This is a genomic window from Clostridium sp. MF28, assembly GCF_002969175.1.
Taxonomy (GTDB): domain Bacteria; phylum Bacillota; class Clostridia; order Clostridiales; family Clostridiaceae; genus Clostridium; species Clostridium beijerinckii.
The window spans coordinates 3,912,669-3,927,395 of the sequence record NZ_CP014331.1; the positions used below are offsets into that span (position 1 = coordinate 3,912,669).

Here is a 14,727-nt window from a genome sequence, read left to right on the forward strand (position 1 = left end):
TATGCCTGGAAAGATGGGAAAAGTAGTTCAAGTAATTGGACCGGTAATAGATATAAAGTTTGATTCAGATTCTCTCCCAGATTTATATAATGCCATTGTTATTAAGGCGGGAGATTATGAATTAGTAGCAGAAGTTGAACAACACGTTGGAGATGATATAGTTAGAACAATAGCTATGTCAGCTACAGAAGGATTAAAGAGGGGAATGGATGCTGTTGACACAGGAGCACCTATTTCTGTTCCAGTAGGAGAAGAAGTATTAGGAAGATTATTTAATGTTTTAGGAAAGCCTATTGATAAGTGCGGGGATATTGAAGTAAAACAAGAATATCCGATTCATAGACCAGCACCAAGCTTTAAAGATCAATCAGTTGAGCCTGAAATGTTTGAAACAGGAATCAAGGTAGTAGACTTACTTGCACCATATCAAAGAGGTGGTAAGATAGGTCTATTTGGAGGAGCTGGAGTTGGTAAAACAGTTTTAATCCAAGAATTAATAAACAACATAGCTAAACAACATGGTGGTTTATCAGTATTTACTGGAGTTGGTGAAAGATCAAGAGAAGGTAATGACTTATATCATGAAATGAGAGAGTCAGGAGTTATTGATAAGACAGCATTAGTATTTGGACAAATGAATGAGCCACCGGGTGCCAGAATGAGAGTTGCATTAACAGGTCTTACTATGGCAGAGTATTTTAGAGATAAAGGTCAAGATGTGTTACTATTCATAGATAACATATTCAGATATACTCAAGCAGGTTCAGAGGTTTCAGCATTACTTGGAAGAACACCTTCAGCGGTTGGATATCAGCCAACACTTGCAACTGAAATGGGTGCACTTCAGGAAAGAATTACATCAACAGTTAATGGTTCTATTACGTCAGTTCAAGCTGTATATGTTCCAGCCGATGACTTAACAGACCCAGCTCCAGCAACAACATTTGCACATTTAGATGCAACAACAGTTTTATCTAGAGGTATTGCGGAACTTGGTATATATCCAGCTGTTGATCCATTAGAATCAACTTCAAGAATCCTTGATCCAAGAATTGTTGGAGAAGAGCACTATAAAGTAGCAGCTGATGTTAAACACGTTCTTGAAAAATATAAGCAATTACAAGATATTATCGCTATCTTAGGTGTTGACGAATTAGGAGATGAAGATAAGGCTGTCGTGGCTAGAGCAAGAAGAATTCAACGATTCTTATCTCAACCATTTACAGTTGGTGAACAATTTACAGGATTAAAAGGTAAGTATGTTCCAGTAAAAGAAACAGTAAGAGGATTTAAAGAAATTCTTGAAGGTAAATACGATGAATTGCCAGAATCAGCTTTCTTATTTGCAGGAACTATAGATGATGTTATAGAAAAAGCAAAAAAATTAGGATAAAGGGGATGAGCAATTATGGCTAATACCTTTTTACTAAAAATTATAACACCTGGTCGTGAAGTGTATAATGATCAAGTAGAAAAAGTAACTTTAAAAAGTGCAGATGGAGAATTTCAAGTACTTGCAAATCATCAAAGTCTAATATCTACTACTATACCTTGCATCGCGAAATTCAAAGATGCTAAGGGAAATGATGAAGAGTTATTTATTTCTAAGTCACTTGTTCAGATTAATAATAACGAAATGGTTATAAGTAGTGATGCTGCTGAGTTTGAAGAAGATATTGATGAAGAAAGAGCAGAACGAGCTTTTAGAAGAGCAGAAGATAGATTAAAAAACTCCGAAAACTACAATAGAGGAAGAGCAGAGGCAGCATTCTTTAGGGCAAAGCAAAGATTAGCTCTAAAAAAATCTAATAGATAATGTTACTATAAATTAAAGTGTACCATCTTTTATATAGGAAATATCCGTATAAAGATGCTGCACTTTATTTTTTATTATTTTTTATTCTAGATATTGACAATCTATCACAAAATTTTAAGAAATTTATATTATATATTATATAGCTGGATAGAAAAGAGAATAAAAGTTAAAGGAGATGGCCATAATTAAGAAGATAAATTAAGGGGGTCTTAATATGAATATAAAAATGAGTATAGTAATTTTTATATTATTATCTTTTTTTAATATAGGTGCTATTTCCAGCGATATAGTCAGCGCTCAAAATTCATTCAATACTTTAGAAATGAAAGTGAAAGATATAAGTGAGTTTCAAGAAAATGGTGTAAAACTTCAGTATAGGACGAAAAATAATATCGCAAATGAAGCTTATAGAATAAAAGAAAATTTACCTAGAAATATGGCTCTTTCTTATAAAGATGGTGGAAATGATGAGTTTGAAGCGTTTAATAGTGATTTTAATATTGATATAAAAATATGGCGTGAAGATGTATATAGTTATGTTGAAATTATATTAACAAACAAGAATCCTAAATATGGGACAAAGTATTTGAAAAACATACTTAAGAATATTGAAAATTCAAAATTAGAAAATATGCAATATTTTCTTTACTATGAAGGTAAAGAAAAAGGATTAGATAGTGATTATTTTACAAATGGATTAGTCAGTGAATATAACATAAGGAAGGCACAACTTATGAAAATCAGTAATGGATACTCAGGAACAGGTTATTTGAACGATGGAGAAAAAATTAATTTTGCATTAGTTGATTATGATACTGGTTCACATATAATAATTGGTACGCCAATAATATTTACAACATATTAAGACATATTGAAAAAGCTTTTCAATATAACCTTTATTTTGCTTTGGGTAGAGTATAGATTTGCTTATTAGCAAAGCCTTATTGGATTTATCTAAAGTAGAGTATATGTAATATTTTGGACAGTTATTTTTCATATGCTTAACAATTCATTATGGAGGATAATATGGAGAAAATAGTGGTTAAAGGTGTAAAAGAACTGAGAGGGGAAGTTAATATAAGTTGTGCAAAAAATTCAATTTTACCAATAATTGCAGCAACTATATTGTGCTCAGAGCCTATAATTATTGATAATGCACCTAGGTTAGAAGATGTTGAGGTTATTTGTAAGTTATTAAGCGAACTAAACTGTGACGTTAATATTTCAAACGTAAACGATAGATTAACAATAAATACGAAAAATATAGTAGAAATGGATGCTAATGAAGAGCTTATGAGGAAAATGAGAGCATCATTTTTAATTATGGGACCTATGCTTGCTAGATTTGGATATTGTAAATTATCATTACCAGGCGGATGTAACATAGGAAGTAGACCAATTGATTTGCATCTTAAAGGATTTAAATTACTTGGAGCAGAGGTTGTAATAGGTCATGGGTTTGTAGAGGTGAGAGCAAAGAAAATAGTGGGCAACAGAATTTACCTTGATTTTCCATCTGTTGGCGCTACTGAAAATATTATGATGGCATCTGTCTTTGCTGAAGGAACAACTATAATAGAGAATGCAGCAGAAGAACCAGAGATCTGGGATTTAGCGCAATTCTTAAATAAGATGGGGGCTAAAATAGAAGGAGCAGGATTTGGAAAGATAACTATAACTGGTGTTAAAAATCTAAAAGGAATTAGTTATACACCTATATATGATAGAATAGAAGCAGGGACATTTATGATAGCAGCAGCTATTACAAATAGTAAAATAAAGATAAATGGAGTGAATGAAGAGCATTTAAGACCTGTAATAGAAAAGTTAAGAGAATGTGGAATAGGTTTTAGTAATTACAAAGATCATTCCATTGTAGTAGATGGACGGGGAAGTAAGAGGCCATTGGATATCAAAACACTTCCTTATCCAGGATTTCCAACCGATATGCAAGCTCAAATGATGAGTTTATTATCTATTGTTGAAGGTGTTAGTGTTATTACAGAAACAGTTTTCGAAAATAGATTTATGCATGTTGCTGAATTGCAAAGGATGGGAGCCAACATCAAGATTGATGGAAGAACTGCTATAATTGAAGGCAATCCAAGACTCACAGGCTGCGAAGTTAAAGCAACTGATTTAAGGGCTGGGGCAGCAATGATACTAAGTGGATTAGTAGCAGATGGTGAAACAGTGGTAAATGATGTTTATCATATTGATAGAGGATATGTAAGAATTGAAGAAAAGTTTAGGAATTTAGGAGCAGAAATATATAGAATAAATATGTAGATTAAGATATGAATTGTGTGTATGCATAATTAGGGTTCATAGTTATGAACAAGGTATACAAATTTTTCATGTAAGTTTTATAAAGGAATTTACATGAAATTTAGTTACCTATCCCTAATTATGCTTTTTTATTCTTTGGGAATTTATATTTTAGTAAAATCTGTGGACGAGGTACTCCTTGAGGGGATAAATTAAAAAAGGTTGATTAAATAGTTTGGGTATTTTAAAAAGAATAAAAAAGAAATCTTATTCGCCTGACTTTTCTCACATGCGTTCGAAAAGCTAGATGCGTGAAAAAAATCTACACATATGAAAAGAGTGCGAAGCACAATACGGAACTTAAATGAAAAGAGTGCGAAGCACAATACGGAACTTAAATGAAAAGAGTGCGAAGCACAATACGGAACTTAAATGAAAAGAGTGCGAAGCACAATACGGAACTTAAATGAAAAGAGTGCGAAGCACAATACGGAGCTTAACCACAGTCGCTTGGGATTTTTTTATCTCTAATAGCTTATATTTAAGTTAAATCTATGCGTAAGTTATAGGAGAGACTAATTAAGAAAGTTATGGTTTATCTAAATTTGGGTAGCTTAAAGTTAACATAATTAACATAATTATTAGGCTAAGACAATATACTTTAGAGTGCAGGCTTTAGGAGGTAGAGTATGAAGATAATTAATGCTAAGACTACAAGTATAAAGATTAGCAATAATGTGAAAATAATTGCAGCTATGACTTTGATCATTTTTACTATATTAATAGCATTACCAATAGCTTTCTTAGAAAATGGTAAAGGGAAAATTGATTCGTTTAACTTGAGTGACAAAGATATAATGAAGAGTTCAAAAATAACATTTTCGTCTAATGGTAAAGTTAAGCTATATCATAGGTCAGAAGATAGAGTTGAGGAAATAGATTTGGAAGAGTATGTAATGGGAGTAGTTGCGAGTGAAGTACCAGCTAATTTTGAGGAAGAAGCTTTGAAAGCTCAAGCTGTTGCAGCAAGAACATTTTATATGAGTAAAAGAAATAACCCTAATAAAGAAGAAAAAGAGAAAGGAGCTGAAATTTGTGATACAACCCACTGCCAAGTATATATGAGTAAGGATGAGAGAATCTCTAAATGGAGTAAAAGTGAAGCTGAAAGTAATTGGGAGAAGATACAAAAGGCAGTTCTAGATACAAAAGGGCAAGTTCTTACTTATGACGGTTCAGTGTTGGAATATCCTCAATTTTTTGCAACCAGCTCTGGAAAAACAGAAGATGCAAAAGATGTATTTTCTATGGATGTACCATATTTAAAATCAGAAGACAGTAAGGGTGAAGAAATTGCACCTAAATATAAGACGAGCACACAAATTCCTATAAACGATTTTATAAATAAAATTAATTCTAAATATAAAGGTGTTAATGCTAATAAAAGTAATTTGTCATCACTAATTAAGATATTAAGTTTTACAGAAGCTGGAAGTGTAAAAGAAATAAAAATAGGCAATGAGATTGTTAAAGGAACTGAATTTAGGACATTGTTCAATTTGAATTCGACCAATTTCACATTAGACTTTCAACAAGATTCTGTAGAAGTTAACTGCAAGGGTTATGGCCACGGTGTAGGGATGAGCCAATGGGGGGCTAATGCGATGGCAAAGAGTGGATCGAAGTATGATGAAATTCTTAAACATTACTATAGCGGAGTCGAAATCCAAGAAATAAATTACAACTAAGGAGAGAGTATTTACGTTAACTTAGACATAGGGTTGGCATAACTTCATATGAATAATTGAATAAATTTAAAGAGGATACTTGTTTATTTTTTTATAGCAAGTATCCTTTTCTATTTTTGACTATAAATTAGCATGGGGTATATCCTCCAATTAATTGAATTTTTGTATATGTATGTTTAAAAAAAGTGGAGATGGACATAATTTAGAACATCACTACTTAAAACAGAAATTATAAAGTAGAACTTCTTAAATTAGGGCCTAAATCCCTGATGGATATATCTATTGTTTAATAATTAAATTATATGTACTTTTTAACACTAGATATACACTTATAACAATAATTTTAAAATACCTTTAAATGTAAATAATACATGATAAAAAAGCAAATTTATGTATTATTTTTCATAAAAAGGGAACTATAACAATTGGAGGTGTTCATATTGGACAAAAATTTAAAAGAAAAACTTAAAAACTTATTTAGGAAGGAGGGATTTTATATCGCCTTATTCCTATGTCTCTGTATTGTAGTAACTGTTGGAACTATCTCTTATAAAATGCTCAACAGCAAAAACCAAGTTAATAAAACAGAAGACGTAAATAAAGATCTAACAATGAATTCTGGAAATGAAGGAAATTCTAATAATTCAGTTCAAAATGCTGAAAGAGTAGAGAATGCTCAAAATAATAGTAATAAAGACAATGCAGATAAAACAAAAACAGAAAAGGCTGCATCAGTATCTACAAATAATACGGTAACATTTGTAAATCCTATAGATGGAGTAGAAAGTAGAAAATATACTTATCCTGCGCCAGTTAAGATGGAAGAAGGAGTTTTCAGAACTATTAGAGGTATTAATCTACAATCAACAGTAGGATCAGAAGTAAAGGCAGCAGCAGATGGTGTTGTGGAAGTTGCAGAAAATACTGGCGTTGAAGAAGGGGTTGTAGTAGAAATTAAACATGCTAATGGCCTAAAGACAAGATACGGAAATCTTGATGCAAACTTATCAGTAAAAAAAGGAGATAAGGTTAAAGCAAATCAAGTTATTGCAAAAGTAGGAGATAGCGCAAAGGTATTTAGTAAAGATGTATTTGGTGAATTTTTAAATTTACAAGTAATTAATGCTAATGGAGAACAAGTTAATCCAGAAAAATATTTTAATTTAAAATCTAAATAAAATTTTATGAAAATATATATTAGTCATTTGTTTTTTTCATTAAAATAAATGACTAATAAATCAAAAAATAAATGATAATAAAATGATAAAATCAAGGAAGTGGTATTTTGAAAGACTATATTGAAGAAAGAGTTTTAGATGTTGCAAGATATATCATAGATTCAAAAGCTACAATAAGAAAAACAGCTAAGGTTTTTGGTGTTAGCAAGAGCACAATTCATAAAGATATGACAGAGAGATTGTTAAAAATTAACCCAGAAATTGCTCAAGAAACTCATTCTATTTTAGAATTAAATAAAGCTGAACGACATATTAGAGGTGGAAAAGCTACACAAATGAAGTATAAAATTATTGAATCTTAGTAGGATTAAGTCTATAATATATTATTAGTAGAATTATGTAAATATAGGTATTAATATGTATTATAGGAGTGAATAAAAAATGTGCTTTTGGAGAACGGGGATAGACCTCGCAATTGACTTAGGAACGGCAACTGTACTAGTTTACGTAAAAGGTAAAGGGGTAATATTAAAAGAACCTTCTGTTGTAGCCATAAATAAAAATAATAATAAATTGTTGGCTATAGGGGAAGAAGCAAGAAAAATGATAGGAAGAACCCCAGGAAATATTGTTGCAGTAAGGCCATTAAGAGATGGAGTGATTTCTGATTACGATATAACACAAAAAATGCTAAAGGAATTTATAAAAAAAGCGTGCGGGAAAAGAAGTATAAGTGCACCTAAAGTAATTGTTTGTGTACCATCTCAAGCTACAGAAGTAGAAAAGAGAGCTGTTATTGATGCAGCTATGAATTCAGGAGCAAAAACGGTCCATTTAATTGAGGAGCCGCTAGCAGCAGCCATTGGAGCAGGATTAGATATTACTAAGCCGAATGGATGTATGGTAGTGGATATTGGCGGAGGTACTTGTGATATCGCTGTTATCTCATTAGGTGGAGTGGTAGAAAGAGAGTCAATAAAAGTAGCGGGAGACAAGTTCGATGAAGCCATAATAAAATATGTACGTAATGAATATAAATTAATGATAGGTGAGAAAACAGCTGAAGATTTAAAAATAAATATTGGATCAGCATTTAAAAACTCTAGAAATCTAACTTGTATGATGAAAGGTAGAAACCTCATTACAGGATTACCAGATGAAATAGAAATTACAACAGAAGAAATACGAAATGCAATAAAGGAACCTGTGGAAATAATAGTTGATACTGTAAAAAAGGTATTAGAAAGAACACCGCCTGAATTAGCCTCGGATATAATAGAAAGAGGAATATTAATGACTGGTGGGGGAGCTTTAATACATGGGTTAGATAAACTTATAGAGTTTAAGACTGGCGTAGTAGCAACTATAGCCGAGAACTCAGTTGAATGTGTTGCGAACGGTACAGGCAAAGTGCTTAATTATATAGATAAATTAGATAGTCAAGTTAATTCTCAGCAAATAGTTCTTATAGAATAGCTTTATAAATAGCAGTCATTAGTAATTTCACTATTGACTGCTATTTATTTAGTTAAATATAAAATACCTAAATTTTAGGATATTTCCAGTGACTTAAACTATAGGCATCAATAAATATTTTGGATATAATTTTAGCCATATCCATAATGAATGAGAGTCTTATGCTTCGCGAAAAAAAGAATTCAGCATTATCACTAGAGTCCACAATGCCTATAACTGATGCAATTCCTACCTCGGGAAGTTCTTTTCCGACTCCTTTACCAGGATGTATTGCATAGTCCCTTATACGAATTTCACCAATATCATCTTCGTCACCTAAGCAGGCATCAACACCAATTATTGATGCATTAGGGTGATTACTATATATTTCATTTAATCGTTCATCTATGTTCAAAGCATGAATTGGAGAAGATAAAGTTCCATAAACAGGTAAAGGAAAAAAGTTTTCTGTGAGTATAGATCCAACTAGAGGACCTAAACAATCCCCAATACATTTGTCAGTACCAATACAAACTATTATGGTGTCTTTTGATATAAATTTTTTAACTTCTAAAGCTAAATTATAATAAAATTTAGGATCAAGTTTAATATCTGGCTTGCTCAAGGGACATATACCTCCTTTATAAAATATATATATGAGTAATTAACAGAAGATAGTATAAAAAAATGTTTTTTGGAAATTAATAGTAAATAAGGAGGTGCATATGAAAAAAGTTTTAATGTATTTGGTTTTAGTTCCTACAATAATAATAAACATGTATTTTCTGTTATATTGGCAACCGCAAGATGAAAATTCTGCAAAAGAAGTTGTTGTACAAGAAACTGTTTCGTATTCGAAGCCATTATATAAAATAAATAAAGAAAAAGCGTTAAGTCAATTATCTACAGATAATAAAAAGGAACTTGAAAAAATAATAAAAAAATTATCTGCATTTGATATAGGTAAAATAAAAGAATATTATGAAGATACGAATGATAATGAAAGCCTAATAGAAATATTTAAAATCTTAAAAAGGAGATTAACAACAGAAGATTATAAGAAAATTCAAGAAATATCATCTTCTTTTTTAGATATACAAGAGATTAACAAAAGAATAAAAAATAATTAGGATTAACATATTAAATGAGAGCATATTGTAGAAATAGAGAGTAATATGAATTTAAATTATTTATATGGGTGTATATTGGAGTTGAAATAAAATCGCTTTACCGATATACTAATCATTGTTGACCGGCAAATGAGGCAACAAGGTATAAAAAATAAATATGGAGGAATTCCCGAGTGGCCAAAGGGGGCAGACTGTAAATCTGTTACGTTTCGTTTCGATGGTTCGAATCCATCTTCCTCCACCAATTTATAATGGGCGCATAGCTCAGCTGGGAGAGCACCTGCCTTACAAGCAGGGGGTCACAGGTTCGAGCCCTGTTGTGCCCACCATTATAAAATTACTAATCTAATATATATGCTGGCATGGCTCAACGGTAGAGCAGCTGACTTGTAATCAGCAGGTTGTAGGTTCGATTCCTATTGCCAGCTCCAATAAAATAATATGGAGGAATTCCCGAGTGGCCAAAGGGGGCAGACTGTAAATCTGTTACGTTTCGTTTCGATGGTTCGAATCCATCTTCCTCCACCAATTTATAATGGGCGCATAGCTCAGCTGGGAGAGCACCTGCCTTACAAGCAGGGGGTCACAGGTTCGAGCCCTGTTGTGCCCACCATTATAAAATTACTAAATCTAATAATTATATGCTGGCATGGCTCAACGGTAGAGCAGCTGACTTGTAATCAGCAGGTTGTAGGTTCGATTCCTATTGCCAGCTCCAATAAAATAATATGGAGGAATTCCCGAGTGGCCAAAGGGGGCAGACTGTAAATCTGTTACGTTTCGTTTCGATGGTTCGAATCCATCTTCCTCCACCAAAAAGAATAAACTTAAGTTTATTCTTTTTTATTTTTTATCTTATATAAAAATTGATTGATAATATTGACTAATTATACAGCATATGATAAAATACTTTTGAAAATTGAATTATGTTACTCTTATCAAGAGAGGTGGAGGGAAAGGGCCCTGTGAAACCCGGCAACCTGTATTATATAAGGTGCCAATTCCTGTAGAGTTTTCTACAAGATAAGAAAATGATTGCTAAATTGCGCTCTTCTTATCGAAGAGCTTTTTTATTTTTTTAAGTTTGCGCATGCTTAAATTATACAAAGAAACAATTAATAAAATAGTTTGACTATTATTTATTGTATTTAAATAAGGTGAAGTTTTTATAAACGATTATTATTCTATAAAGCTATGTATAGTTTTTAATAAAATAATTTTATTCGTGAAGATAGTTATAATATTTAAATCTAAGGAGAGAAAAGATATGAGAAGATTATTTACTTCAGAATCAGTTACAGAAGGACATCCTGATAAAATGTGTGACCAAATTTCAGATGCTATACTAGATGCTATTCTATCTAAAGATCCAATGGCTAGAGTTGCTTGTGAAACTTGCACAACAACAGGTATGGTTATGGTAATGGGAGAGATAACAACAAATTGTTATGTTGACATTCCTAAGGTAGTTAGAGAAACAGTAAGAGAAATTGGATATGATAGAGCAAAATTTGGATTTGACTGTGATACATGTTCAGTTCTTACATCGATAGATGAACAATCTGCAGATATAGCTATGGGAGTAGATGAAGCATTTGAGTCAAAGAAAGGTGAAAAAGATGAAGTTGAAGCAGTTGGTGCTGGAGACCAAGGAATGATGTTCGGTTTTGCAACTAATGAAACTGAAGATTTTATGCCGCTTCCAGTATATATGGCTCATAAATTATCAAGAAGACTTACAGAGGTAAGAAAGAATGGTACATTAAGTTACTTAAGACCAGATGGTAAAACTCAAGTAACAGTTGAATATGAAGATAATGTGCCAAAGAGAATTGATACTATAGTTATATCAACACAACATGATGAGAAGGTTACTTTAGAGCAAATTCAGGAAGACCTTAAGAAGTTTGTTATAGAGGCTGTTGTACCAGCAGAATTATTGGACAGTGAGACAAGATATTTCATAAATCCAACTGGAAGATTCGTTGTTGGAGGACCTCAAGGGGATTCAGGATTAACAGGTAGAAAGATAATAGTTGATACTTATGGTGGATATGGCAGACATGGCGGCGGAGCTTTCTCAGGTAAAGATCCAACTAAAGTTGATAGATCAGCTGCATATGCTGCAAGATGGGTTGCTAAGAATTTAGTTGCAGCTGGTGCTGCAGATAAGCTAGAAATTCAATTAGCATATGCAATTGGTGTTGCAAAGCCAGTTTCAATTGAAGTTGAAACATTTGGGACAGGAAAAGTAGATGAAGATAAGATTGTTGAAGTAGTAGAGAAGGTATTTGATTTAAGACCAGGAGCTATAATCAGAGATCTTGACTTAAGAAGACCTATCTATAAGCAAACTGCTGCATATGGACATTTTGGAAGAAATGATCTTAACTTACCATGGGAACAACTAAATAAAGTAGATGAAATAAGAAAAAATCTATAGCATAATTCTTAAGTGAATTTTTATTATCAATATATATAATAGAAGTTTTTGTAGAATGGTAAAAAGTCGTCTTAAATCTAGACGGCTTTTTATTATGGAGAAATTTATAATTATATATTTGAATAGTATATATAGAAATTTAATAGATTGAGTGCTCAACTAAGATTAAAATTTATAACTTTAATTGCAAAACAGATAAGCATTTAAAAGCACTTAAAATCTGAGCACTTTAGAATTTATTAAATATTTATAGTTTTATTTTGTATACTCCATTTAAAAGTTATTTTATGTAGGGAAGAATAAGAAAAGATTATGAGTTATAAGTGATTAGTTTTAAATTGGTATAAATATTTATGATATAATTATAAGAAAAAATCAAAGTTAAATTTGACGCTAAATTTTAATTTTAGAAAGTTTAAGGTAAATATATAAAGATTTGGAGAGATTCTATATGGAAGTTCTAAATGGATTTGTTGAGAATATTGTTTTTAAAAGTGAAGATACTGGTTATGTAGTTTGTAGAATTAGAAACGAAAAGACATTAATTAGTGCTGTAGGAACAGTTCCTTTCTTGAGAGAAGGACAAAATGTAAAGTTAACAGGATACTGGACAGTACACAAACAATTTGGTAATCAATTTAATATTCAGGATTATGAAGAACTTCTTCCAAATTCATTAGATGGCATAGAAAAATATTTAAGTGCAGGAATAATACATGGAATTGGACCAGTTACGGCTAAGAAAATAATAGAGAGATTTGGTGAAGAAACTCTAGACATAATGGAAAACCATATTGAGAGGCTTATGGAGATAGAGGGTATAGGGGAAAAGAAATTTCAAATAATATATGAATCCTATATAGAGCAACAAGGTTTAAAAGATATAATCTTATATTTTCATAAACATGGAGTCACTAATAATCAGTGTGTAAAAATATATAAGAAATTTGGTCCAAATGCGAGGCAGATAGTATCTGATAATCCATATATATTATGCGATGAAATATCAGGAATTGGGTTTAAAACAGCTGACAGAATTGCTATGAGCATTGGCATTGAAAAGAATTCAGAGTTTAGAATTCAAAGTGGCATTAAATATGTTATGAATCAATTTTGCTCTGCAGGAAACACATTTATGCCTAAAAATAATATAATAGAAGAATGCGAAAATAATTTGTTAATATCTAAGGAATTAATTGAAAAAAATATATATGACATGGCTGCGCAACAAAAAATTATTGTTGAAAACATAAACGGTACTGAAGTCGGATTTTTGCTTCAATATTATTATTGCGAGCTAGGTGTTACTAGTAAAATAATAACTTTAGGTTTGCAGCAAATTCAGACTATAAACTCGGATGTTGATTTCGAAATTAACGTTTTTGAAAAGGAACAAAATATAAAATTTGCAGAATCACAAAGAGAAGCAATTATTGGCGCATTTAATAATGGTATAGAAATAATTACCGGTGGGCCAGGAACAGGGAAGACTACAATTATAAAGGCAATAATACATATATATGAGAATAATGGAATGAAAGTAATACTTGGGGCACCAACAGGAAGAGCTGCAAAGAGGATGACTGAATCAACAGGGAGAGAAGCTAAAACAATACATAGACTATTAGAAATGGGAATTTCTGAGGATGATGAATCAGTATTTGAAAAAGGAGAATCATCGCCTCTAGATTGTGATGTAATAATAATTGATGAGGCGTCTATGATTGACATTATCTTAATGCAGAATCTACTAAAAGCAATTAATTTAGGAACTAGGTTGATAATTGTGGGAGATGTTGATCAATTACCTTCTGTTGGACCAGGAAATGTGCTAAAAGATCTTATAGAAAGCGATTATATAAAGGTGGTAAGATTAAAAGAGATATTTAGGCAAGGATCAGAAAGTTTAATTGTAGTAAATGCTCATAGAATAAATGAGGGACAGATGCCTTTGCTAAATCAAAAAGATAGAGATTTTTTCTTTATTAGCGAAGATAATCAAGAAAGAATTGCAAATACTATAATGGATCTAATAAATAGAAGACTCCCTAAGTTTAATAAGTCTTGGAATAAACTGAAGGATATGCAGGTTTTAACTCCTATGAGAAAAGGTGTGCTTGGAGTCACAAATTTAAATACGAAGCTTCAAGAAATGTTTAATGCATCATCAAAAGATAAAAAGGAAAAGACTTCTCGAGATATAATTTTCAGAGAAGGTGATAAGGTAATGCAAACAAAAAACAATTATACATTAAAGTGGATTAGGGTTAGTGGTTATGGCGAAAATGAAGGAGTGGGAGTTTTTAATGGTGATCTGGGATTCATAGAAAGCATCGATGAAGAAAGAAAAACACTCACAATCATATTTGATGAAGAAAGAAAAGTTATATATGATTTTAATTTTTTAGATGAGTTGGATTTGGCTTATGCTACTACAATACATAAAAGCCAAGGAAGTGAATTTAAGGTTGTAATAATTCCGGTATTTATGGGATCGCCATTTCTTATGAATCGTAATTTGCTTTATACAGGTATTACGAGGGCAAAACAATTAGTAGTAGTTGTTGGGTTTCAAAAAGCATTAATGTATATGATTAATAATACAAATAGTATAGAAAGATACTCATCTTTGAGATATAGAATAAGAGAGATAATAACCAAAGATGAATTCGAAGAATAAGGGAAAGGA

General features: G+C 31.6%; 12 protein-coding genes, 7 tRNA genes and 1 riboswitch. Of the genes, 18 read left to right on the plus strand and 1 reads right to left on the minus strand.

Translation table 11 applies throughout. The features are described from left to right. The first annotated feature begins 1 nt into the window (after position 1). From atpD to AXY43_RS17245, 8 genes are all read left to right on the plus strand, one after another. Positions 2-1,393: a F0F1 ATP synthase subunit beta gene (atpD, locus tag AXY43_RS17210; RefSeq protein ID WP_011967767.1), complete on the plus strand. Its 1,392-nt coding sequence runs from the start codon at positions 2-4 to the stop codon at positions 1,391-1,393. 15 nt (positions 1,394-1,408) lie between these two features. Further along, the gene (gene atpC, locus AXY43_RS17215) at positions 1,409-1,816 is read left to right on the plus strand and encodes an ATP synthase F1 subunit epsilon (RefSeq protein WP_011967768.1); all 408 of its coding nucleotides are present in this window, start codon (positions 1,409-1,411) and stop codon (positions 1,814-1,816) included. A 214-nt stretch (positions 1,817-2,030) separates the two neighbouring features. Next, a complete protein-coding gene (locus AXY43_RS17220; protein ID WP_011967769.1) occupies positions 2,031-2,681 on the plus strand; it encodes a hypothetical protein in 651 nt (216 codons plus the stop codon). Positions 2,682-2,842: 161 nt separating this feature from the next. After that, positions 2,843-4,105 carry a UDP-N-acetylglucosamine 1-carboxyvinyltransferase gene (gene murA / locus AXY43_RS17225; protein WP_105411869.1) on the plus strand — a complete coding sequence of 421 codons (1,263 nt, stop codon included), beginning with the start codon at positions 2,843-2,845 and terminating at the stop codon, positions 4,103-4,105. A gap of 668 nt (positions 4,106-4,773) precedes the next feature. Then, the gene (gene spoIID, locus AXY43_RS17230) at positions 4,774-5,832 is read left to right on the plus strand and encodes a stage II sporulation protein D (protein WP_105411870.1); all 1,059 of its coding nucleotides are present in this window, start codon (positions 4,774-4,776) and stop codon (positions 5,830-5,832) included. Between the two features lie 440 nt (positions 5,833-6,272). Further along, positions 6,273-7,010: a M23 family metallopeptidase gene (locus AXY43_RS17235; protein ID WP_038457107.1), complete on the plus strand. Its 738-nt coding sequence runs from the start codon at positions 6,273-6,275 to the stop codon at positions 7,008-7,010. Positions 7,011-7,117: 107 nt separating this feature from the next. Further along, positions 7,118-7,372, plus strand: coding sequence for a sporulation transcriptional regulator SpoIIID (gene spoIIID, locus AXY43_RS17240; protein WP_011967773.1), 255 nt, complete (start codon positions 7,118-7,120; stop codon positions 7,370-7,372). Between the two features lie 79 nt (positions 7,373-7,451). Beyond that, the gene (locus AXY43_RS17245) at positions 7,452-8,486 is read left to right on the plus strand and encodes a rod shape-determining protein (protein ID WP_011967774.1); all 1,035 of its coding nucleotides are present in this window, start codon (positions 7,452-7,454) and stop codon (positions 8,484-8,486) included. Positions 8,487-8,553: 67 nt separating this feature from the next. Here AXY43_RS17245 and yyaC read toward each other — a convergent pair whose 3' ends face one another. Continuing rightward, a complete protein-coding gene (gene yyaC / locus AXY43_RS17250) occupies positions 8,554-9,090 on the minus strand; it encodes a spore protease YyaC (protein WP_023974855.1) in 537 nt (178 codons plus the stop codon). A 100-nt stretch (positions 9,091-9,190) separates the two neighbouring features. On the opposite strand from yyaC, the gene AXY43_RS17255 reads away from it, so the two are divergent. The 10 genes from AXY43_RS17255 (at position 9,191) to recD2 (ending at position 14,718) form a co-directional block, all read left to right on the plus strand. Continuing rightward, positions 9,191-9,595, plus strand: a complete 405-nt coding sequence (locus AXY43_RS17255) for a hypothetical protein (protein ID WP_011967776.1) — start codon at positions 9,191-9,193, stop codon at positions 9,593-9,595. A gap of 159 nt (positions 9,596-9,754) precedes the next feature. Then, positions 9,755-9,839, plus strand: a tRNA-Tyr gene (locus tag AXY43_RS17260). 9 nt (positions 9,840-9,848) lie between these two features. Further along, positions 9,849-9,924: transfer RNA gene (locus AXY43_RS17265), tRNA-Val, on the plus strand. A 27-nt stretch (positions 9,925-9,951) separates the two neighbouring features. After that, positions 9,952-10,026: transfer RNA gene (locus AXY43_RS17270), tRNA-Thr, on the plus strand. A gap of 12 nt (positions 10,027-10,038) precedes the next feature. Then, positions 10,039-10,123, plus strand: a tRNA-Tyr gene (locus AXY43_RS17275). Positions 10,124-10,132: 9 nt separating this feature from the next. After that, positions 10,133-10,208, plus strand: a tRNA-Val gene (locus tag AXY43_RS17280). A 30-nt stretch (positions 10,209-10,238) separates the two neighbouring features. Then, positions 10,239-10,313 (plus strand) — tRNA-Thr (locus AXY43_RS17285). 12 nt (positions 10,314-10,325) lie between these two features. Then, positions 10,326-10,410 (plus strand) — tRNA-Tyr (locus tag AXY43_RS17290). A 117-nt stretch (positions 10,411-10,527) separates the two neighbouring features. After that, a riboswitch (SAM riboswitch) is annotated at positions 10,528-10,625 on the plus strand. Positions 10,626-10,862: 237 nt separating this feature from the next. After that, positions 10,863-12,038 carry a methionine adenosyltransferase gene (metK, locus tag AXY43_RS17295; RefSeq protein WP_011967777.1) on the plus strand — a complete coding sequence of 392 codons (1,176 nt, stop codon included), beginning with the start codon at positions 10,863-10,865 and terminating at the stop codon, positions 12,036-12,038. A 451-nt stretch (positions 12,039-12,489) separates the two neighbouring features. After that, on the plus strand, positions 12,490-14,718 hold the full coding sequence (gene recD2 / locus AXY43_RS17300) for an SF1B family DNA helicase RecD2 (RefSeq protein ID WP_039768516.1): 2,229 nt from the start codon (positions 12,490-12,492) through the stop codon (positions 14,716-14,718). Positions 14,719-14,727: the final 9 nt, after the last annotated feature.